Consider the following 21,133-nt stretch of genomic DNA (forward strand, 5'->3'; position numbering starts at 1 on the left):
TTCCTAGTTGGGGGTCGAGAGCAGCTGGGGCGCGTCGGCATCCGTGCCCTCGCCGGTGCAGAAGTACGGCGAGCGGCGCACGTACTTCGCCCACCCGGCCGCGACGAACCCGGACGCGATCATCACCAGCGGGGTGGTCAGCAGGAACCAGCCGTTGTCCGCGCTGACCTCGAAGTGGTCGGCCGAGGTGTAGAAGGACCAGCCGAGATAGCCGCCGAGACCCAGCAGGGCGAGGGCGCTCAGCGCCGGAAGGACCACGGCCCGTACGCCCTGCCGCCAGTCCTCCCGGAGCAGGGATCGGAAGCGCGCGGCGGCGGCGAGCGCGGTGAGCGCGTACGACAGGGCGACGACGATGCCGACGGCGTTCACCGTCGCCATGATCATGTCGGCGAGCCGCGGGATCACCAGGGCGAGCGCGGCGACCGCCACGGCCAGCGCGCCGATCAGCAACGTGCCGGCCGCCGGGGTCCCGTACCGGGCACTGACCCTGGACCACACCGGCCCGAGAGTACGGTCCCGGCTCATCGCGAACATGCCCCGGGCCGTCGGGATCACCCCGGCCTGGAGCGAGGCCACCGCCGAGAACATCAGCGCCACCAGCGGCAGCGCGGCCCACGGCTGCGAGGCCAGCCGGTCGCCGAAGAACGCCAGACCCTGGGCCCCGTGCCCGGCCAGCTCCCGCTCCGACAGCACCCGCTGGAACGCCACCGAGCCCAGCAGGAACAGCCCCAGCATGGTCACCAGGGTGATCAGCCCGGCCCGGGAGGCGTCCCGGGGGTCGCGGACCTCCTCGTTGACGCTGAACGCGGCCTCGAAACCCCAGTAGCAGAACACCGAAAGGAGCAGGCCCTGGGCGAGTGCGGTGGCCGACGGGATCGCGAACGGGTCGAACCAGCTCAGGCTGAAGGGGTGCGGTCCGGTGACGATGCCGTAGCCGCAGAACCCGAGCAGCACGACGTACTCGAAGACCAGCAGCCCGGTCTGGAGGCGGGCGGCGGTGCGGATGCCGGTCACCGCGGTCAGGGTGACGGCGACCAGGACGACGATGCCGACGGCCGTGGTCTGTGCCGTGGAGCCGGGGTCGAGGGCGAGCGAGCCGATCCGGTGCACTCCGGCCTCACCCGCCAGTTGCAGGATCGCGGATCCCGTGACCGCCGTGGTGTACGCGAGGAACGCGACCGTCGCCACGATGTTCACCCAGCCGACCATGAAGCCGAGCCACGGATTGAGCGAACGGCCCACCCACACATATCCGTTGCCCGCGTTCGGCTCCACCCGGTTCAGCCGGGAGTAGGCGCCCGCGATGCCGAGGACCGGCAGGAACGCCAGCAGCATGACGGCCGGCAGATGCAGCCCGACCACTCCGGCCGTCACCCCCAGACCGATGCCGATGCTGGTGGTGGCGGCCGTACTGGACGCGGCCACCGCGATGCCGTCGAGGACGCCGAGGGATCTGCGCAACTCAGGGGGGTCTGCTGTGTAGGGCTGGTCGGTCATGGCCGGCACACTCCGCTCGCACCTGGGGGCCGGACTGGTCGGCCCCGGTGACGGGACATGAAACTGCCGGCGCCCTTCACAGGTCAACGGTGTTGTCATAAGGTGCCCGGCACGACGTGAGGGAGGTTCCATGAGCGAACGTGTCGTCCCGGCCGCCGCCCGGCAGCGCCGGCGCCCCACCCGGCAGGGCGTGGTCCTCTCCGAGGAGCTGATCGTCGAGACCGCGATGCGGCTGATCGAGGAGCACGGCGCCGACGCCCTGTCCGTGCGCCGCCTCGGCCGCGCCCTGGGCGCTGACCCCAGCTCCCTGTACCGCTACTTCCGGCACACCGACGACCTGATGCTCGCCATCGCCGACGAGCTGATCGGCCGTACCCTGCGGAGCTGGCGACCCACCGGCGACTGGCCCGCCGACCTGCGCGACCTCGGCCTGCGCATGCACGCCGGAGCCCTCGCCCACCCCCGGGCGGCAGTGCTCAGCGCCCACCGGGTGACCGGGCGGACGTACGAGATCCAGGCCGTCGAGACCGTCCTCGGGGTGCTGCGGAACGCCGGTTTCCCGGATCCGGAGGCGGTCCGCGTCTACCACGCCTTCGTCGACCAGGCCCTCGCGTACGGCGCCCTCGACTCCGCCAACACCGCCCTGCCCCAGGCCGCCCGGGACGCCGAGGCGGACGTGTGGCGGGCGACCTACGCCCGGCTGCCCGCCACCAGCCATCCGAACATCGCGGCCACCGCCCGCCATCTCGTGGCCTCGATGCGGGGCAGCTCCTACCCGGCCGCCCTCGACCTGCTCCTGACGGCGGCCGAGGCGCGGCTCACGCAGATCCGCGAGGCCGCGGGCGCCTGATGATCGCGCGGACCCGCCCCCTCCCGGACCACAACAGCGCCGGGAGCCGGGCCCGCGCGCGACGGGAGGCGGAGCGCCGGGTGGTCGGCCTCGGCGGACTGCCCACCGAGACCCGGGACCCGACCGGGCCGTACGAGGAGCGCGGCTACTCCGACCCGGCCGGACACCCCTTCACGCTGCGTCCGGCCCTGCTCCCGGAGGGCTGACCCGGTCCCGGCCGCTCTTGCGCGCGGTCGGCCACACCCCGGTGGAGCGCTCTATGGCCGTCGCGCCGGTGCGGTCCACGGCGCTGCGCACCACCGCGAAGACCGCACCCTGGACCGCCGCGGCCAGCAGCACCTCGCCCCAGCCGCGGTCCCGGTCCAGGGCGTCCGGTGCGTCCTCCTCGCCACGCAGCGCCTTCCAGGTCCGGCGGAAGACCAGTGCGCCCAGCGCCCCGCCGGCCCAGGTCAGCACGGAGCCGACGGGTGCGTAGACGAGCGGGAGTTTCAGCTTCTTCCTGCGCTTGGCCATGCCTGCCTCCGCGTTCTCAGGGCCGCCCCGCGACCGCGACCTCCTCGTCCGCCGGCACCGGGCCGGGCGGCGTCCCGTCCCCGAAGGGCCGGCCGCCGAGCTCCCCCCGGTGATGGGGAGTCAGCCACCCGGCGAGATCCGGGCCGAGAGGCACGATACGGGTCGGGTTGATCCCGGTGTGGACCTGGTAGTAGTGCCGCTTGATGTGGTCGAAGTCGACGGTGTCACCGAATCCCGGCGTCTGGTAGAGGTCCCTGGCGTACGCCCACAGCACCGGGTTCTCCGCGAGCTTCCAGCGGTTGCACTTGAAGTGGCCGTGGTAGACGGCGTCGAACCGCACCAGTGTGGTGAACAGCCGGATGTCGGCCTCGGTGAGGCTGTCCCCGACCAGGTAGCGCTGCCCGGCCAGCCGCTCGGCGAGCAGCTCAAGGCGCCGGAACACGCCCGCCCACGCCTCCTCGTACTTCTGCTGCTCGTGCGCGAACCCGGCCCGGTAGACCCCGTTGTTGACGTCCTCGTACACCTCCGCCATGACCGTGTCGATCTCGTCCCGGTGCCGCGCCGGGTACAGGTCCGGCGCGCCGTCCCGGTGCAGAGCCGTCCACTCGGTGGCCAGGTCCAGGGTCAGCTGCTGGTAGTCGTTGGTGACCAGCTGTCCGCTCGGCACGTCCACGACCGCGGGCACGCTCACCCCGCCCGGGTAGTAGGTCTCCCGGCGGTCGTAGGCCTCGCTCAGGTACCGGATGCCGAGCACCGGGTCACGGCCGCCGGGGTCGAGGGTGAAGCGCCAGCTGCGGTCGTCCTGGACCGGGTCGGTGACGGCGAGCGACAGGGCGTCCTCCAGGCCGAGCAGCCGCCGGGAGATCACCGCCCGGCTCGCCCACGGGCAGGCACGGCTGACCACCAGCCGGTAGCGTCCGGCCGCCACCGGCCAGCCGTCCCTTCCGTCCGCCGTGATCCGGTCCGTGAAATGGCTGGGGGACCGGCTGAATGCCTTGTGTCCCAGCGCGCTGTTGCCGTCGCCGCCGCTCATATGTCCTCCTTGCCGGGGGGCCGCCCTCGGTCGACCGGGGGCCCTGCGGGAATGCGTTCCCGCATTTCGGCCTCTCGCACGGAGTGATCAGCCCCCTGTCGGCGCGGCCGGCGCTCGTGGCGCTCGCCGCCGGCCTGCCGATCACCCAGGAGGCGGCAGGGGGGGCACATGAAAGCCCCGCCGCGACGGGGGAACGCGGCGGGGCCTGCTATTCGGCTGCCCGGCCCGAAGCCGGTTCATGCCTTCCGGAAACAGATTTTTCTAAATTCCGACGGTCCCCGGCCGGAATGGATTCCCGGAATCGTCAGTTCCCCGTTACTGCGCCTCCAGGACGAACACCGGGATCTCCCGGTTGGTCTTCGTCTGGTACTCGGCGTACGGCGGATACGCCGCGACGGCCCGCTCCCACCACTCGGCCTTCTCCGCGCCGGTGACCTCACGGGCGGTCATGTCCTGCTTGACCGGCCCGTCCTGGAGCTCGACGACCGGGTGCGACTTGACGTTGAAGTACCAGACCGGATGCTTGGGCGCACCGCCCTGGGAGGCGACCACGGCGTACTTCCCGGCGTGCTCCACCCGCATCAGCGGGGTCTTGCGGATCTTCCCGCTCTTGACGCCCAGAGTGGTGAGCAGGATGACGGGCATCCCGGTGTCCATCAGGGTGGTGCCCTCCTTCCCGCCCGAGCTCTCGTACAACTCGACCTGCTCGCGCACCCAGGCGGTCGGGCTGGGCTCGTACTCGCCCTCAAGAGGCATGAGGTCCGTCCCCTCGTCGCTTCCATGACTGACGGCATGATTCAACACCGGGAGTGCCCCGGATCATCCACACGACACCGGTGCCCTGACGGGATCTCGCCCACGCCCAGCGCCCCGGGCGCACGGGGCGGTCAGCCCGGCGACAGCGCCATCCGCGCCGCCAGCCCCAGCATCACGAAGCTCGACAGCAGCGCCGTGACCAGGCGTCCCAGGCGGCCGGTCAGGCCCCGGCCGAGGAGCGCGCCACCGCCCGCCAGCAGCAGCTGCCAGCTCGCCGAGGCGGCGAAGGCCGCGAGGACGAAGACGCCCTGCTCCAGCGGCCGTACCGGCCCGGCGGACCGCGTGCCGACCACCAGGGCCGCGAAGTAGATCACCGTCGTCGGGTTGAGCAGGGTGATTCCGAGGAGGCCGAGATACGCCCGCCCGGGGCCGGGTACCGGCCGCTCCGCACGGGTCGTGAGCCGCCGCTCCCGGAACCGGCGCAGCGCGACCGCCGCACCGCGCACGGCGAGCCCCACCAGCACCAGCGCCGAGACCAGCCGCAGCGGCCCGAGCACCGGCAGCAGCGCCGCCGCCAGTGCGGCACCGCCGACGGTCGCGAGCAGGGCGTACAGGCCGTCGGCGCTCGCGACGCCGAGCGCGGCGCAGGCGCCGGTCCGCAGTGACGTGCGAGCCGTGAGGGACACTAGATATGTGCCGACCGCACCGACCGGGACGGCGATCCCGTACCCGGCGAGCAGGCCGGCGACGAGCGCGGCCGTCACGCGCGTGCGGGCTCGGGCCTCCGGGGACGCCCGGGCTGCTGCTGGACCCGCACCCGACGGACGGTCGCGGTGGTCAGCGGCACAACGGCGTCAGGAGTGTTCATGCGCAGATCCTGGGGTCCGCTTCGCCGCACCGGCAAGCGAATTTCGGCGCGGAATCGTCCCCCGACCGCGTGCGGTTCGGCCAGATCACCCGATTCACCGATCTGGCCGAACTTGCGGTCGTCCCATAGGTGCCCCGGGCATCTAATGAAGATCGGCACGACGTACGACACTCGTCTGCGAGGTCTTCCATGAACGAACTGACGGACCTGACGGAACCCACCCCTCCTGCCCACCCGGCCGACCCGGTGGACTGGCCGCAGGACCGCACGTGCCCCTACCACCCGCCCACCGGCTACGACCCGCTGCGGGAGGGAGACCCGCTGGCCCGCATCCGTCTCTACGACGGCCGCACCGCCTGGGCGGTCACCGGCCACGGCACGGCCCGCGCGCTGCTCTCCGACCCCCGGCTCTCCAGCGACCGCCGGCGGGAGGACTTCCCGATGCCGAACGCCCGTTTCGCGGTGGCCCGGGAGCGCCGCCAGGTCGCCCTGCTCGGCCTCGACGACCCCGAGCACCAGACCCAGCGCCGCATGCTGATCCCGGACTTCACCCTCAAACGGGCGACCGGGATGCGACCGGCCATCCAGCGGATCGTCGACGAACTGCTCGACAGGATGATCGCCGAGGGACCGCCCGCCGACCTGGTGAGTTCCTTCGCGCTGCCCGTGCCGTCCATGGTCATCTGTGACCTGCTCGGTGTGCCCTACGCCGACCACGAGTTCTTCGAGGCGCAGTCCCGGCGGCTGCTGCGCGGTCCGGCGCCTGCCGACTCCCTGGACGCGCGCGAGAAGCTGGAGGCCTATCTGGGCGACCTGGCCGACCGGAAGAGCCGGGACGCGGTCCCCGGCGACGGCGTTCTCGACGACCTCGTCCACCAGCGGCTGCGCGACGGCGCCCTGGACCGCGCCGAGGTCGTCGCGCTCGCCCTCATCCTGCTGGTCGCCGGGCACGAGACCACCGCCAACATGATCTCGCTCGGCACCTTCACCCTGCTCCAGCAGCCCGAGCGGCTCGCCGAACTGCGCGCCGACCCCGCGCTGGTGCCCGCCGCCGTCGAGGAACTGATGCGGATGCTGTCCATCGCCGACGGGCTGCTGCGCGTCGCCCTGGAGGACATCCAGGTGGACGGCGCCACCATCCGCAAGGGCGACGGCGTGCTCTTCGCGACCTCAGTCATCAACCGCGACGAGTCCGTGTACGACGACCCCGACGCCCTCGACTGGCACCGCCCGGCCCGCCACCACGTGGCCTTCGGCTTCGGCATCCACCAGTGCCTGGGACAGAACCTGGCCCGCACCGAGCTGGAGATCGCCCTGCGCACCCTGTGGGAGCGGCTCCCGGGCCTCCGGCTCGCCGCACCGCCGGAGGAGATTCCCTTCAAACCCGGCGACACGATCCAGGGGATGCTGGAACTCCCCGTGACCTGGTAGGAGGCTCCTGCCATGCACATCGAGATCGACCAGGACGTCTGTATCGGCGCCGGCCAGTGCGCCCTGACCGCCCCCAACGTCTTCACCCAGGACGACGACGGCTTCAGCACCCTGCTCCCCGGCATGGCCGACGGCGGCGGCGACCCGCTGGTCAAGGAGGCGGCCCGGGCCTGCCCGGTGCACGCCATCACCATCAAGGAACCGACGGGCTAGGGCCCGTCTGACAATTCCCGTCGTCGCCCGGAGGGCGGCCTCGCGGCGTCAGGTGCGTGCTCTCGGCGTGCCGGGCGTAGGCCCTCGTTGGACGTACTTGGGTCTGCGCCCGGTGCGGCGAGAGTGCGTGCATGGCGTCGCGAGGCAGACAGGAATTGTCAGACAGGCCCCAGGCCGCCGTCGGTACATCGAGCACCGCCAGTTCCAGCCCGCGCAGCCGTGCCGGGTCGGCGACCACCTCGTAGGCCGCCACCCGGTCGCCGCCGAGCTGACCCGCGTCGACGTGCTGCCGGTCCTGGCCGGTCAGGAGAAGGCCGCCGCCTCCCTCACCGAGGCCCGCGCCGGGCTCTCGCGGCTCGCCGCCGTCGACTGCCCTCACCCGGCGCGCAGCAGTACCCGGGCCGCCGCGCGGGCCTCGGCCGCGGGCTCCGTGCTCCCGGTGACGCCCGCGGTGACCATCGCCCCCTCGGCGAGCAGGAACAGCGGCCCGGTGAGCGCCGCGGCCAGCCCGGCGTCGGCCACCAGCTCCGCGAGGTAGTCCCTGAACGCCTGCTTGTGGCCCCGCACCTGGGCCACCACCCGCGGGGAGGTGGCACCGAGCTCGCCGTACGCGTTGATCCAGGCGCACCCCCGGAAGTCCGCCTCCCCGAACCACCCCTCCAGCCAGTCGAAGACCGCGAGCAGCCGCTCCCGAGGGTCCTCGTGCCGCCGGACGTGCTCGGCGAGCCGCTGCCGCCAGCGCACGTCCCGCCGCTCCAGATAGGCCTCCACGAGCTGCTCCTTCGCAGGGAACAGCTGGTAGAGCCGCTTGAGGGAGACACCGGAGGCGCCGCGTATGTCGTCCATGCCGACGGACTGCACCCCGCGCCCGTAGAACAGCCGCTCGGCGGCGTCCAGAGCCTGCTCACGCGCGACCGCGCTGTCCATGGGCCACTCCTTGACGAGAGAACGTGCGTTCTCCTACGGTAGCAGCGACCCGGAGAACGTGCGTTCTCCCTTTGTCGAGGAGGAGATCATGGCCGACCGTCCGCCCCTGCCGCCCTTCACCCGGGAGACCGCCGTCCAGAAGGTCCAGGCCGCCGAGGACGCCTGGAACACCCGCGATCCCGAACGGGTGGCGCTCGCCTACTCCGAGGACTCGGTCTGGCGCAACCGCGGCACCTTCGTCACCGGCCGCGCCGCGATCGTCGAGTTCCTCACCGCAAAGTGGGCCCGGGAACTCGACTACGCGCTCCGCAAGGACCTCTGGGCCTTCGACGGCGACCGCATCGCGGTCCGCTTCCAGTACGAGTGCCGCGACGCGGACGGCCGGTGGTGGCGGTCGTACGGCAACGAGCTGTGGGAGTTCGACGGGCACGGACTCATGACCCGGCGCGAGGCCGGCATCAACGACGTCCGGATCGAGGAGCACGAGCGCCGGATCCACGGTCCGCGCCCGGAGTCCGAGCGGGGCCTGTCCTTCCCGCTCCGGTAGCGCCCGCATAGGGTTCCTGAATGACCGATGAGCCCCGTAAGCCCTTCCTCTACCTCGTCGTCTGCGCCGCCGGTATCGCCGCGGGCGTCGGCAGGCTCATCACCGCGGCGCAGGAACGCGGCTGGGAGGTCGGGGTCATCGCCACGCCCGTCGCCGTGAACGGCTTCTTCGACACCGCCGAGGCCGAGGCCCGCACCGGGCGCCCCATCCGGTCGGCCTGGCGCCGGCCCTCCGATCCGCGCCCCTTCCCCGCGCCGGACGCCGTCGTCGTCGCCCCCGCCACCTTCAACACCGTCAACAAATGGGCCGCCGGGCTCGCCGACACCCTCGCCGTCGGCACCCTGTGCGAGGCCCTGGGGCTCGGCGTCCCGATCGCCGTCCTGCCCTGTGTCGCCGGCGCACTGGCCGCCCACCCCGCCTACCAGGAGAGCCTGGCCCGGCTGCGCGCGCTCGGCGTCCGCTTCGGCGACCCCTGTGCCGGCGCGGCCGAAACGGACGACGGACGCACCGAGTTCGCCTGGGAACGGGCGCTGGACCTGCTGGAGCGGCACTGACGGCGTCCGATAACCACCGCCACGACAGGAGACCGGACTACCCCTCGACGTACGCTCGCCTCTGTACGACGTGATCTCGACGGCGGGAGACAACGATGGAGTACGTGAAGCTCGGCCGCACCGGTCTGGACGTGTCCCGGATCTGCCTCGGCTGCATGACCTACGGCCTGCCCGACCGCGGCACCCACGAGTGGACCCTCGACGAGGAGGCGTCCCGGCCGCTGATCCGGCAGGCGCTGGAGGCCGGCATCAACTTCTTCGACACCGCCAACGTCTACTCCGACGGCACCAGCGAGGAGATCGTCGGCAAGGCGCTGCGCGACTTCGTCCCGCGCGACGAGATCGTCCTCGCCACCAAGGTGCACGGCCGGATGCGTCCCGGCCCCAACGGTGGCGGCCTGTCCCGCAAGGCGATCCTCTCCGAGATCGACCACAGCCTCGGCCGCCTCGGCACCGACTACGTCGACCTCTACCAGATCCACCGCTACGACCACGACACGCCGATCGAGGAGACGATGGAGGCGCTGCACGACGTCGTCAAGGCGGGCAAGGCCCGCTACATCGGGGCGAGTTCGATGTACGCCTGGGAGTTCTCCAAGGCCCAGTACACGGCCGAGCGGAACGGCTGGACCAAGTTCGTCTCCATGCAGAACCACTACAACCTCCTCTACCGCGAGGAGGAGCGCGAGATGCTGCCGCTCTGCGCCGACCAGGGCGTGGGCGTGCTGCCGTGGAGCCCGCTGGCCCGGGGCCGTCTCACCCGCGACTGGGGCACGGTCACCGAGCGCAGCTCCACGGACAACTTCGGCAACCGCCTCTACCAGGACGGCGACCGCGCGATCGTCGAGGCCGTCACCCGCATCGCCGACGACCGAGGCGTCCCGCGCGCCCAGGTGGCCCTGTCCTGGCTCCTCCACCAGAACACGGTGACGGCCCCGATCATCGGCGCGTCGAAACAGAACCACATCGAGGACGCGGTGGCGGCGGTGGAACTGGCGCTCAGCGACAAGGAGTTGGAAGAGCTGGAGCAGCCCTACGGCCCCCATCCCATCTCCGGCCACTGAAACGCGCCCCTTTAGGGGCGCGGGGCTGTGTCAATTTGCGGCTCCGCCGCGTGGGCGCGACAAGCCCCCACTCACCCGCACCCGAATCACAACCGCTCAGTCCCACAAGGACCGGCTCCCGCGCTCTCCAGCAGAGGAACCCTCTCCCCGCCCATGCTCAACGTCCGGTAATACGCCCCGATCCGCTCCGCCGACCGCCCCACGTAGTGGCCGATGAACGACCGCCGGAACCGCCCGGCGGAGCGATTGGGCTGTGACCCGTGCACCAAGCTCCCGTTGAAGAACAGCACATCCCCCGGCCCCATATCGACCGGCACCGCCGCGAGCCCCTCCGGCGGTGCCACGTATTCCCGCGCGAACGACAGCCCTGCATCCGACTCCTCCGGGCAGAACAGGTCCATCCGATGCGTCCCGGGCACCACCTCCAGGCCGCCGTTCTCCCGGTCGATCGCCTCACAGGCGACCCACGCCGCGACGCACGTCCCCGGCTCGACCCGCAGATAGAAGTTGTCCTGGTGCAGCGCCTGCCCCCGGCCCCCCGGCGGCTTGAAGTAGAACATGCTCTGCGCGGCCAGCACCTCCTCCCCGAACAGCGCCTCCAGGATCACCCGAAGCCGCGCGTCCAGCAGGAACCGCAGCGCGAGCGCGCTGATCTCGTGGGGCTGCATCACCCGGGGATAGCGGTGCAGCGGATCCGCCGTCGGCTTCGGCTCGAAGTGCCCCGGCACGACACGCCCCGCCGCGTGCAGCGCCGCGAACTCCGCACACAGCCGGTCGATCTCGTCGTACCCGAACAACCCCCGTACGACGGTGAACCCGTCCTCCTCGAACTGCCGCAGGATGGTGCTGTCGATGCCGGTGGCTGTCATGTCCGTCCTCCTCGGTCCGGTGTCCTGGTCCTGTCGCGCTCACACGGTCCGCCCGCTCGCCGTCGCGTCCGGATTTCCCAGCCCGTTCCGCTTCAACCGGGTTTTCCGAGAAAGACACGGTGTCCCGTCCGGCGGCCACCGCTCCGGTGAACGTCTCAAATGCCCCCGGTTATTGGTTTCACGGGCACCGGCGGCCGGACGGCTTGTGCAGGTCGGGCCGTGGTTCAATGGTTGCTGTCGATCCCGGGGCGACCCGTCTCGAATCCCCGCGCCAATTGCGATGTCGATACGACGACAAAGCGCGGACTCTCTCATTGACGATTCGTCAAATTACCGCAACCTCAGGGCAATGCGCAAAACCCTGGGATCCCTTGTTCTGCCCTGCTGGCCTGTGCAAAGGTGTGCCGTGTCGGCATGCGGACAATTATTTTCACCGCCGCATGCGCGAGGCCGCTCCCGTACGCCCCCCACGCTTCAAAAGAGCTGCCGACGGCGTACGTTCGCGTGCCGAACCCCCCAACAAGCCCATCCGACCTCGGTGTCGGCCGGGTCGCATACCGGTCGCATACCAGACGGTATGGACCGAATCCCGCGTTGCGTCTGGAAGGAATGCCGCCGTGAATGACGCAGGCCTGGGGAATTCCCCTACCCCCGCCCGGCCGTTCGACGTCACCGACGAGCAGCTCAGCGCCGAGCTCAAGCAGTGGACGGGCACCGCACCCGCCCTGCACCCCGTCGGAGAACTTCTCGACCGGCACTGGGAGGCGGCCTTCGCCTACGCCCGCCTGTGCACCGACGGGACGCGCGGCGCGGGAATGCTCACCACCGCCGCATTCACCAGACTCTTCGGTGAATCCCTCCGCCAGGCCGGCCCGACTGCTGCTTGGCGCCCCCAGCTCCTTGTCACCGTCCGCCGCATCGCCGCCGAATGGGACCACGACGGCCGCGGCGACCTGCTCCACCCCCAGCTGCGCGTCGGCAAGGGCGAGAGGGCCGCCTCCCGGCTGCTTCCGCCCGCGAACCGGCGGCTGCTCTCCCGCGCCTTCCAGCGGCTGACCCCGTCCTCGCGGACCGTGCTGTGGCACACCGAGGTGGAGTCGGAGCCCCTGGCCGCCCCCGCCGCACTGCTGGGCCTGGACGAGCAGGACGCGCGTGTCGAACTGCGACGGGCCCGCGAGCGGATGCGCGAGGAGTGCCTCCAGGTGCACCGCGAGCTCGCCCACGAGGACGAGTGCCAGCGCTACGTCCGGATGATCGACGTGACCTTCCGGCGCGGCGGGGTCGACGTCGACCGGGACCTCCAGCAGCACCTGAACGGCTGCAAGCACTGCCGGTACACCGCCGACCAGCTCCAGCAGTTCAACGGCGGACTCGGCATCGCCCTCGCCGAGGCCGTGCTCGGCTGGGGCGCCCGCGCCTACATGGAGTCCCGGGCCGGCCTCACCGAGCAGCCCGCCGAGCCCGCGGCCATGCCTGCCGGAGGCTTCGCGGGCGGCGAGGCGTTCGTGCCGCAGGCCGCCCCCGGCAAGGACCTGATCGTGCACCCCGCCGCCTCCCGCCGCGCCAAGCAGCGGGCCGCCCGCCGGGTGCGGCGCCGCAACCTCACCGTGGCCGTGGGCACCGTGAGCGGTCTGGTCGTGCTGCCGCTGGTGCTGTGGTCGGTGCTCGGCTCCGGCGACGACTCCACCTCGGCCTCCGCCAAGCCGTCCGCCACGCCGGCCGGCACCGCCACCTCGGGCCCGTCCTGGATCGGCACCAGCCGGACCACGCAGGGCACCCTGCGCGGGCGACTGCACAACATCGCCTCCGGCCTGTGCATCGGCGTGGTCGGCAAGAAGGCCGTCAAGGGCGCCGAGACCGAGCTCGCCGAGTGCTCCTCGGTCGCCAGCCAGCAGTGGACGTACGAGGGCGACGGACTGCTGCGCAACGCCGCCGCACCCGAGCTGTGCCTCGACTCGCACCTCGGCTACTCGGTCCAGCTCGCCCCGTGCACGGTCTCGGCCGGTACCAAGACCAAGAGCGTCCACTACGACTTCACCCTCCAGGGCGCGCTGGTGCCCCGCTGGGACCAGGACCTGGCGCTCGCCCCGGCCGCCACCGACGGCGGCGGTGCCCTCGTGGTCAAGACCCGGGCGAACGTCAGCGCACAGCGCTGGGTGATGGACACCTCCCAGCCCGACCTGCAGATGCAGATCGTCAACTGGGACGCCGACACCACCCCGACCCCTACCGCGTCCGCCACCCCGGTCACCAAGGCCGCGAAGCCCACGCCGACGCCCACCCCGTCGGCTTCGAAGACGACGGCGCAGCCGACGCCGTCGAGCACCCCCAGCTACAACCCGTGCGTCGAGTACCCGGGCTACTGCTACGGCTCCGGGGACGGCCAGTACGGCGGCGGTGGCTACGGCGGCGGTTACGGCGGTGGCTACGGCGGCGGTGGGGACCACCACGGGCACTGAGCCCGCGCGGGCTCAGGGGTGCGGCGGCGGGGGCGGCATCGTCCTCAGGTCAGGCGCCCCCTCCGACCACACCAGCAGCACCGGGCAGGGCGCGTGGTCCACGACGAACCGCGCCGCCCTGCCCAGACTGTGCGGCCCGAGCCGGGACCGGTCGCCGTCCCGGGCCAGCACCAGCAGGCCGGCGTCGCCGGCGGCGGCCACCACCTCCCGCTCGACCCGGCCCACCCGCTCCAGCCGGGTGCACGGCCGCCCCAGCCGGGCCTCGGCCGCGGCCAGCAGTTCCGCCGCCGACGTGCCGCCGAGCTCCACCAGCCGCCGCTCCGGGTCCGGTTCCGAGCCGGCCCGGCCCAGCAGCCCCGCGAAGGCGCCGTGCGCGAGCCCGGCCACCCCCGGCTCGTCCACATGCAGCAGCACCACCTCGGACGCGTCCCGCGCGTAGCCGCGCGCCGCGTCCACACAGGCGGGCCAGGTCCCCTCGACCAGCCAGACGATCACCCGCATGCCCATGGCCTCCGTCCAGATCCCGACCGAATTCCGTCTAGGTCCCGACCACCTGGAGCGCCCCCCACAGTGCCACCACCGCCCCGCACAGCGCGGCGGGCACGGCGAGCAGCCCCAGCCGGGTGAACTCCCCGAGGTCCACCCCGTGGTCGTGCTGGTGCACGATCCTGCGCCACAGCAGCGTCGCGAGCGACCCGGCGTAGGTGAGGTTCGGTCCGATGTTCACCCCGAGCAGCACCGCCAGCACCGCGCCCGGCCCGGTCGGCGCGGCCAGCGGCAGCAGCACCAGGACCGCCGGCAGGTTGTTGACGATGTTCGCCAGGACGGCGGCGAGCACGGCGATGCCGAGCAGCGTCGGCAGCCCGGTCCCGCCCGGCAGCACCTGGCCGAGGGCGTCCGCGAGCCCGTTGTCGACCACCGCCCGCACCACGATCCCGAGGGCCAGCACGAACGCCAGGAACGCGGGCGCGGCCGCCTTCACCACCGTCACCGGGGTCGCCCGCCGCCGCAGCAGCGCCCGCCCGGCCAGCACCAGCGCCCCCGCGCACGCCGCCCACGCCGGGTCGATCCCACCCGCCGAGGCGAGCACGAACCCGGCGAGCGTGCAGGCCACCGTGACCAGCGCGAACACCGGCAGCCGGGGCGGCTCGCCGGGATCCTCGGAGCCCGGGGCCGCCGAGGACAGGTCACGGGCGAAGAACCGCCGGAACACCAGGTACTCGGCGCCGATCGCCACCAGCCAGGGCAGCACCATCAGCGCCGCGAACCGGGTGAAGCTCAGCCCGCTCGCCGCGAACGCCAGCAGGTTCGTCAGGTTGGACACCGGCAGCAGCAGCGAGGCGGTGTTGGACAGGTGCGTACAGGCGTAGACGTGCGGTTTGGCCCGCACCCCGGACCGGGCCGCCGTCGCGAACACCACCGGCGTCAGCAGCACCACCGTCGCGTCCAGGCTGAGCACCGCCGTGATCACCGACGCCAGCGCGAACACCGCGGTCAGCAGCCGCACCGGCCGCCCGCCCGACCACCGGGCCATCCATGCCCCGCAGGCATGGAACAGGCCCTCCACGTCGCAGAAGTGGGCCAGCACCAGGACGGCGGCGAGGAAACCGACGACCGGGCCCAGCTGCTCGGCCTCCGCCCGCGCGTGGCCGAGGGAGATCGCCCCGGTGGCGACGACGATCCCCGCCGCCGGTACGGCGAGCACCGCCTCCGGCAGGCCGCGCGGCCGGATCACGGCCCAGGCGAGAACGGCGGCGAGCAGGAGGACGGACAGGGTCTCGGCGAGCGGCGTGTTCAGGGCGCGTCCCTCGGATGCGTGATCAAGTACGGCCGCCCATGAAAGCAGATGAAAACAGACGGACCCGGTTACGAAGACTGGGTACCCGCCACGCCCAGGAACTCCGCCCAGCCGCCGACCGGCTCCTGCCCCGGGTTCAGCGTGCGCAGCTTGCGCAGCACCGCCGGGTCCTGCGCCTCCAGCCACGCCACCAGCTGCTTGAAGGACACGAAGCGCACGTCGTCGTGCTCGGCCATCTTGCCGATCGCCTCCTCGACGGCGTCCATGTAGATGCCGCCGTTCCAGCGCTCGAAGTGGTTGCCGATGAAGAACGGCGCCCGGTTGGTGCTGTACGCCCGCTCGAAGCCCGCCACGTAGCTGTCGCGGGCCTGGGTGCGCCAGGCCTCGTACTGGGTCTTGTCGCCCAGCGGATTGCCGGCCGACTGGTTGTACATCATGTTGTAGTCCATCGACAGGACCTGGAAGGAGTGCCCGGGGAACGGTATGGACTGCAGCGGGAAGTCCCAGATGCGGTTGCCCTGCACCTTGCCCGGCCAGATCTGCAGGCCGCCGGGGGAGGAGGCGTCGTACTTCCAGCCGAGCGCGGCCGCGGTGGGCAGCAGGTTGGTCTGGCCCTCCAGGCACGGGGTGCGGCCGCCGATCAGCTCCTTGCGGTAGTCGAAGGGCAGCGGCTCCAGGTCGGTGAAGCCGGTGTTCGTCTTCCACTTGGTGACGAAGTCCATGGCCTGGTCGATCTCGCTGCGCCACTCGGCGGGGGACCAGTTGCGCACCCCGTCGGAGCCGCAGAAGTGTCCGTTGAAGTGGGTGCCGATCTCGTGGCCCTCCAGCCAGGCGGCGCGCACCTGCTGGAGTGTGGCGTGGATGTGCCGGTCGGAGAGGTAGCCGATCGCGGAGGCGCCGACCGCGTGCTGCGGGGGACGGTAGAGGTCCTTCTTGGACTCGGGCAGGGTGTAGATGCCGGAGAGGAAGAACGTCATCTTCGCGCCGTGGTCCGCGGCCACCTTGCGGAAGCGGGAGAACAGCTGGTTGCTGAGCTCGCCCGCGCCGTCCCAGGAGAACACCACGAACTGCGGCGGCTTGCTGCCGGGTGCCATCCGCGTCGCCTTCGGCTGGTGCGGCTGCGCACCGGTGTCGGCGGTGGAGCCGTCGCCGATGAGCTTCAGCGGCTTGGCCGGCGCACCGCCGTCCTTGCTGCCGTCGGCCGGACTGCTGCCGCCCACCGTCCAGTTGCCGTTCGAGCATGCGGAGAGAGCACCCAGGGCCCCCGCCGTCGCGCCCGCCGTCAGCACCCGCCTGCGAGAGATGCCGCTCATGTCCGTCCCCGATTCCGTCGTCCCGGCCCCTCGCGGAGCCCCGTTGCTGTGTGGTCGACGGGTTCGATGGGCGGTCCGGCGAAAAAGATCGGAGCCGGCCGTGCGTGTTGCACGTCTGTGACAGTCGTGGCCCGGACATGACGAACCCCGCTGCCCGGGGGAGTGGGCAGCGGGGTCCGGTCAGGGGGTGGTCAGGCGCCGGTACCGGCGCTGAACACGTTCAGGCGCACCGAGGAGGCGTTCCCGGACACCGGGACCGCGCCGTTCGTCCAGGCGACCTTCAGCGAGTCCTTCTCGTCCGGCGGGGTGACCAGCAGCGCGGCCGGCGTCGCCGTCTTGGCGCCGCTGATCTCCGGGCTGGAGAAGGTCAGCCCGGCCCAGGCGCTCTGGCCCGGCTTGAGCGTGACCGTCGCGGCGGTGCTGCCCGACTCGCGCTGCGGGTCGGGGCCGAGCTGGGTGCCGGCGGCGTTCACGAAGGCGGCGCCCGGGTAGCCGCGCACGGTGCAGGTGCGGCCCGACTTGTTGGTGAGCACGATCGGGAAGTTCTCCTGACCGGCCCCCGGGTCGTTGCCGCCCACCGAGGCGGTCAGCTCCGAGGTGTGGCAGCGGGTGCCGGCCGCGGCGGTGGTGCCGGTCGTGGTGCCCCCGGTCGACGAACCGCCGCCGGTGGCCGAGCCGCCGGTCTGCGACGCCGGCGAGGAGCCGGTGCCGGAGGGGACGGCGGAGGTGCCCGAGGTGTCCGCACTCGACGCGTTTCCGGTCGCGGGCGCGGCCGTGCCCGACACCGACTCCGGGGACTTGCCCTGACCGCCGTTGCCGCAGGCGGTCAGGAGGCCCAGGGCGGCGACCGTGCTCGCGAGCAGGGCCGCCCCGCGCCGCAAGGACTGGGACGTGTGCGCCATGTGGATCAGCACTCCTGGATGTCGTGGCACGCGGACGAGGCGTACCTGAGGCGCTCCGTGCGCCGTCACTCCCATCCGATGCGAGAAACAGCGGAAAAGTTCGGGGGCACGCCGGGATTCATCGGGTCAGGTGACCCGGAGGGACCCGAGTATGCCGTCCGTGGTGGCCTTGTCGACGGCGCCCTTCTGCCGTACCTGCACATACACCTGCGGTTGGCTGTCGCCGCCGGCCGGCTTGAGGGCCGCCTCCTGGATCGAGCCGCCCGCGCCGGAACAGCCGCTCCAGCTGCGGACCCGGCCCTTCCACTCGGTGCCGGTGAAGGCACGGCTGCCGTCGTAGTGGCATCCGGAGTGGGTCAGGGCGTTCACCTTGGCGGTGACGTCCCCGTGCTCGCTCGCCCCGATGAACACGCCGTTCACCGCGGCCGTCAGGTCCTGCCACTCCGACACGTCGTCGGCGACCTCCAGACCCGGCTCGTGCCCGGAGGCCAGCCCCAGGGCCTGCGGGTTCCAGCCGGAGTTGCGCAGCTCGCCGGCCCATCCGGACGGCACCTCGGCCACCACCCGCCCGGTGGCGTCGGAGACCTTCGTCTCCGCGCTCGGCGTCCCGTCCCGATGCGTCAGCGTGACCGCGAGGGCCGTGCCGCCGGCCGCCAGGACCGCGGCGAGGGTGAGCGTGACCACGTTGAGCCGCCGCCGCACGCCGTCGAGCCGCCGCGGCCGCCGGGCCGCCGCGGTCGCCGCCAGCCGGTCCAGCTCGTCCGCGAAGGCCTGCGCCGTCGGCCAGCGCCGCTGCCGGTCCGGCTCCAGCGCCCGCATCAGCGCCCGCTGCACGTCGTCCCCGAGGTCCGGCCGCAGCCGCTCCGGCCGGACGACCTGCCCGGGCGCCGCCGGCACCGTGCCGGTGACCAGTTCGTAGCCCACCGCGCCCAGCGCGTAGACATCGGCGCGGGCGTCGATGCCCTCACCGGGCCGGGCCTGCTCCGGCGGCTGGTACCCCGCCGAGCCGGCGGCCAGGGTCAGCCCCGACGCCTGCGCCAGGCTCTTGGCCAGCCCCAGGTCGGCCAGCAGTACCCGTCGGGTGCCGTCCTGCGCCGTACGCAGCAGCACGTTCGTCGGCTTGATGTCCCGGTGCACGATTCCCGCCCCGTGCAGGTCCGCGGCGCCGCGCGCCGCCAGCGCGGTCAGCCGCAGCGCGTCGGGGATCGGGAGCGGGCCGCCGCCGAGCAGGTCGGCGAGGGTGCCCGCGTCGGCGTACTCCATCACGAAGTACGGCCGCCCGTCCGGGAGTTCGCCGATGTCGTAGACCTGCACCACGCGCTTCGAGTCGGCCCGCCGCAGCAGCCGCGCCTCGGACAGGAAGCGGTCGTGGATGTCGAGGCGATGGGACCAGTTGTCGGCGAGCACCTTCACCGCCACCGGGGCGTCCAGCTGGTCGTCGTAAGCGAGCCAGACCGTCCCGAAGGCACCGGTGCCCAGGCGCTGTTCGAGGCGATAGCGGCCGATCCGCTCCAGGGGTTGCATACGACTATCATGCCTTTCCTGAGATCGACTTCGAGGGGGACCTCCCGTGCCGGACGCCGCGCTGACCGAAGACCTCGCCCGGCGGGCCGCCGCGGGCGACCAGCTGGCCCTCAACCAGCTGCTGTCCGCGGTCTGGCCCGACGTCGTACGGCGCTGCGGGCGGTTCCTGCCGTGCCGGGAGGACGCCGAGGAGGCGGCCCAGGACGTACTGCTCCAGATCTCCCGGAAGATCTCCACGTTCGAGGGCCGCAGCCGCTTCAGCACCTGGCTGTACACCGTCGTCTCCAACTGCTCCCGGCAGAAGTACCGGGACCTGAAGCGGCGGGCGGCGGAGCAGCCGGCGACCATCGAACCGACCGAGCACGTCGACCCGCGTACGACGAGTGTGATCGCCGGGTCCAGGATCGATCTGCTGGAGGCGCTGGACCGGCTGGAGCGGGAGCACCCGCAGCTGGTCGCGCCTCTCGTCTACCGGGACATCTGCCAGCTGGACTACGCCGAGGTCGCCGAGCGGGTGGGGATCCCGCTGGGCACGCTGAAGTCCCGGCTGCACGAGGCACGCAAGCAGGTCCGGCCCTGGCTGAGCGCGCCGTGACAGCAGCAGCCGTGACAGCAGAAAGGGCCGCACACCGGCGGCCCCGAAGAAACACCGGGCGAGGAGTTCTTCTCCTTGCCCTTCTTAACGTATAGCGCACTGGGGGGCTTGCGGCAAGGCCCCCCTCGTCCCGCAGAATCGCAGGCCGAAGCCAGGAGCCGCGGTATTTGGGGGATACGCGACATGCGTGTGCTGTTGATGGGATATGGGTCGCGCGGCGACGTCGAACCGCTGGCGGGACTCGCCGTGGCGCTGCGGGAGCTCGGCGCCGAGGCCCGGGTGTGCGCCCCGCCGGACGGGGAGTTCGCGGAGCTGCTGGCCCGTGCGGGCGTGCCGCACGTGCCGTTCGGGCCGTCGGTGCGCGCGCTGGTGACCCGGCCGAATCCGGCACCGGAGGACGCCTTCAAGCTCGCGCCCGAGCTGGTCGCCGCGCACTTCGACACGGTCGCCCCGGCGGCCGAGGGTTGCGACGCGCTGGTGGCGAGCGGTCTGATGCCGGCCGGTGCGCGGTCGGTGGCCGAGAAGCTGGGCATCCGCTACGTGATGGCCTGCTTCCACCCGATCGGGCTGCCGTCCTCGCGCTTCCCGCCCGCGGCCCGGCCGGGCCGCCCGGCCCCTGCCGACGCCGACCTGCCCACGCTGTGGAAGGTGGACGCCGAGCGGGTGAACGCCCTGTACGGGGAGGCGCTGAACACCCACCGGGCCGCGCTCGGCCTGCCCCCGGTGGACAACGTCCGTGACCACGTCCTCACCGACCGGCCGTGGCTGGCGGCCGATCCGGGTCTGGCACCGTGGCGGGAGATGACGGATCTCGACCTCGTGCAGACCGGTGCCTGGCTGCTGCCGGACACCCGCCCGTTGCCGGCCGACCTGGTGGCGTTCCTGGAGGCTGGCGCGCCGCCGGTGTACGTCGGCTTCGGCAGCATGGCCATGCGCGGCGCCCCGGACGCCGCCCGGGTGGCCGTCGAGGCGGTGCGTGCCCGGGGCCGCCGCGTGCTGGTCGGCCGTGGCTGGGCGGACCTCGCCCCGGTCGACGACCGGGACGACTGCTTCGCCGTCGGCGAGGTCAACCACCAGGCGCTGTTCCGCCGGGTCGCCGCCGTCGTCCACCACGGTGGCGCGGGCACCACGACGACGGCCGCCGTGGCCGGTGTGCCCCAGGTGGTCGTCCCCCAGTTCGTGGACCAGCCGCACTGGGCCGCCCGGGTGGCCGAACTGGGTATCGGCGCGGCGCACGACGGCCCGGTCCCGACCGTCGGGTCGCTCTCGGATGCGCTCGCGACCGCCCTCACCCCCGAGACCCGCGCCCGCGCGGCCGCCGTGGCCGGCGCGATGCGCACCGACGGCGCGACCGTGGCCGCCCGGCTGCTCCTCGACGCCGCCTGAGCCGCACACACGGCCACCGTGGCGCCCCTGTGAG

Annotated in this window: 21 protein-coding genes and 1 pseudogene; 10 read left to right on the forward strand and 12 right to left on the reverse strand. The window is 72.5% G+C overall.

The annotated features are described in order from the left end of the window. Positions 1-3: 3 nt before the first annotated feature. Positions 4-1,497, reverse strand: coding sequence for an APC family permease (locus SSP29_RS27040; protein ID WP_089103424.1), 1,494 nt, complete (start codon positions 1,495-1,497; stop codon positions 4-6). Positions 1,498-1,627: 130 nt separating this feature from the next. Here SSP29_RS27040 and SSP29_RS27045 point away from each other — a divergent pair, with 130 nt between their 5' ends. Then, positions 1,628-2,347: a TetR/AcrR family transcriptional regulator gene (locus SSP29_RS27045; RefSeq protein ID WP_089103425.1), complete on the forward strand. Its 720-nt coding sequence runs from the start codon at positions 1,628-1,630 to the stop codon at positions 2,345-2,347. Between the two features lie 65 nt (positions 2,348-2,412). Next, positions 2,413-2,553 (forward strand): annotated as a pseudogene (locus tag SSP29_RS27050) (VOC family protein); the annotation flags it as partial. Here the strand turns inward: SSP29_RS27050 and SSP29_RS27055 are convergent. From SSP29_RS27055 to SSP29_RS27070, 4 genes are all read right to left on the reverse strand, one after another. Then, the gene (locus SSP29_RS27055; protein ID WP_089103426.1) at positions 2,519-2,860 is read right to left on the reverse strand and encodes a DUF4235 domain-containing protein; all 342 of its coding nucleotides are present in this window, start codon (positions 2,858-2,860) and stop codon (positions 2,519-2,521) included. The pseudogene SSP29_RS27050 and the gene SSP29_RS27055 overlap by 35 nt on opposite strands. Before the next feature lie 16 nt (positions 2,861-2,876). Then, a complete protein-coding gene (locus SSP29_RS27060) occupies positions 2,877-3,893 on the reverse strand; it encodes a glutathione S-transferase family protein (RefSeq protein WP_089103427.1) in 1,017 nt (338 codons plus the stop codon). Positions 3,894-4,208: 315 nt separating this feature from the next. Beyond that, positions 4,209-4,649: a nitroreductase family deazaflavin-dependent oxidoreductase gene (locus SSP29_RS27065; protein ID WP_089103428.1), complete on the reverse strand. Its 441-nt coding sequence runs from the start codon at positions 4,647-4,649 to the stop codon at positions 4,209-4,211. A gap of 131 nt (positions 4,650-4,780) precedes the next feature. Continuing rightward, a complete protein-coding gene (locus SSP29_RS27070) occupies positions 4,781-5,413 on the reverse strand; it encodes a LysE family transporter (protein ID WP_089103429.1) in 633 nt (210 codons plus the stop codon). A gap of 293 nt (positions 5,414-5,706) precedes the next feature. Here SSP29_RS27070 and SSP29_RS27075 point away from each other — a divergent pair, with 293 nt between their 5' ends. After that, on the forward strand, positions 5,707-6,948 hold the full coding sequence (locus tag SSP29_RS27075) for a cytochrome P450 (RefSeq protein ID WP_089103430.1): 1,242 nt from the start codon (positions 5,707-5,709) through the stop codon (positions 6,946-6,948). A 12-nt stretch (positions 6,949-6,960) separates the two neighbouring features. After that, positions 6,961-7,161 carry a ferredoxin gene (locus SSP29_RS27080; protein WP_089103431.1) on the forward strand — a complete coding sequence of 67 codons (201 nt, stop codon included), beginning with the start codon at positions 6,961-6,963 and terminating at the stop codon, positions 7,159-7,161. Positions 7,162-7,536: 375 nt separating this feature from the next. Here SSP29_RS27080 and SSP29_RS27090 read toward each other — a convergent pair whose 3' ends face one another. After that, positions 7,537-8,088 (reverse strand): TetR/AcrR family transcriptional regulator, encoded by a 552-nt coding sequence (locus tag SSP29_RS27090; RefSeq protein WP_089103432.1) that lies wholly within the window; start codon positions 8,086-8,088, stop codon positions 7,537-7,539. A gap of 88 nt (positions 8,089-8,176) precedes the next feature. Here SSP29_RS27090 and SSP29_RS27095 point away from each other — a divergent pair, with 88 nt between their 5' ends. From SSP29_RS27095 to SSP29_RS27105, 3 genes are all read left to right on the forward strand, one after another. Continuing rightward, positions 8,177-8,635, forward strand: coding sequence for a nuclear transport factor 2 family protein (locus SSP29_RS27095; RefSeq protein ID WP_089103433.1), 459 nt, complete (start codon positions 8,177-8,179; stop codon positions 8,633-8,635). A 20-nt stretch (positions 8,636-8,655) separates the two neighbouring features. Continuing rightward, positions 8,656-9,189: a flavoprotein gene (locus SSP29_RS27100; protein ID WP_089103434.1), complete on the forward strand. Its 534-nt coding sequence runs from the start codon at positions 8,656-8,658 to the stop codon at positions 9,187-9,189. A 95-nt stretch (positions 9,190-9,284) separates the two neighbouring features. Beyond that, positions 9,285-10,253 carry an aldo/keto reductase gene (locus SSP29_RS27105; RefSeq protein WP_089103435.1) on the forward strand — a complete coding sequence of 323 codons (969 nt, stop codon included), beginning with the start codon at positions 9,285-9,287 and terminating at the stop codon, positions 10,251-10,253. A gap of 86 nt (positions 10,254-10,339) precedes the next feature. On the opposite strand, the gene SSP29_RS27110 is transcribed toward SSP29_RS27105, so the two are convergent. Then, complete coding sequence (locus SSP29_RS27110) at positions 10,340-11,122, reverse strand: phytanoyl-CoA dioxygenase family protein (RefSeq protein WP_089103436.1); 783 nt, start codon at positions 11,120-11,122, stop codon at positions 10,340-10,342. 617 nt (positions 11,123-11,739) lie between these two features. Between SSP29_RS27110 and SSP29_RS27115 the strand changes: the two genes are divergently transcribed. After that, positions 11,740-13,581 carry an RICIN domain-containing protein gene (locus tag SSP29_RS27115; RefSeq protein ID WP_245883233.1) on the forward strand — a complete coding sequence of 614 codons (1,842 nt, stop codon included), beginning with the start codon at positions 11,740-11,742 and terminating at the stop codon, positions 13,579-13,581. Between the two features lie 12 nt (positions 13,582-13,593). On the opposite strand, the gene SSP29_RS27120 is transcribed toward SSP29_RS27115, so the two are convergent. From SSP29_RS27120 to SSP29_RS27140, 5 genes are all read right to left on the reverse strand, one after another. Then, positions 13,594-14,082 carry a universal stress protein gene (locus tag SSP29_RS27120; protein WP_089103772.1) on the reverse strand — a complete coding sequence of 163 codons (489 nt, stop codon included), beginning with the start codon at positions 14,080-14,082 and terminating at the stop codon, positions 13,594-13,596. Positions 14,083-14,119: 37 nt separating this feature from the next. After that, positions 14,120-15,379 carry an arsenic transporter gene (locus SSP29_RS56440; protein ID WP_174856018.1) on the reverse strand — a complete coding sequence of 420 codons (1,260 nt, stop codon included), beginning with the start codon at positions 15,377-15,379 and terminating at the stop codon, positions 14,120-14,122. Positions 15,380-15,447: 68 nt separating this feature from the next. After that, complete coding sequence (locus SSP29_RS56445) at positions 15,448-16,692, reverse strand: polysaccharide deacetylase family protein (protein ID WP_174856011.1); 1,245 nt, start codon at positions 16,690-16,692, stop codon at positions 15,448-15,450. Between the two features lie 191 nt (positions 16,693-16,883). Then, positions 16,884-17,594, reverse strand: coding sequence for a DUF4232 domain-containing protein (locus SSP29_RS27135; RefSeq protein ID WP_089103438.1), 711 nt, complete (start codon positions 17,592-17,594; stop codon positions 16,884-16,886). A 126-nt stretch (positions 17,595-17,720) separates the two neighbouring features. Further along, positions 17,721-19,118 (reverse strand): serine/threonine-protein kinase, encoded by a 1,398-nt coding sequence (locus SSP29_RS27140; protein ID WP_089103439.1) that lies wholly within the window; start codon positions 19,116-19,118, stop codon positions 17,721-17,723. Between the two features lie 46 nt (positions 19,119-19,164). On the opposite strand from SSP29_RS27140, the gene SSP29_RS27145 reads away from it, so the two are divergent. Together SSP29_RS27145 and SSP29_RS27150 are read left to right on the forward strand one after the other, a co-directional pair. Continuing rightward, complete coding sequence (locus SSP29_RS27145) at positions 19,165-19,713, forward strand: RNA polymerase sigma factor (protein ID WP_089103440.1); 549 nt, start codon at positions 19,165-19,167, stop codon at positions 19,711-19,713. A 183-nt stretch (positions 19,714-19,896) separates the two neighbouring features. Continuing rightward, the gene (locus SSP29_RS27150) at positions 19,897-21,099 is read left to right on the forward strand and encodes a glycosyltransferase (protein WP_089103441.1); all 1,203 of its coding nucleotides are present in this window, start codon (positions 19,897-19,899) and stop codon (positions 21,097-21,099) included. Positions 21,100-21,133: the final 34 nt, after the last annotated feature.

Origin of the sequence: Streptomyces hyaluromycini, from assembly GCF_002217755.1 — a bacterium.
In the GTDB taxonomy this organism is placed as follows: Bacteria; Actinomycetota; Actinomycetes; order Streptomycetales; family Streptomycetaceae; genus Streptomyces; species Streptomyces hyaluromycini.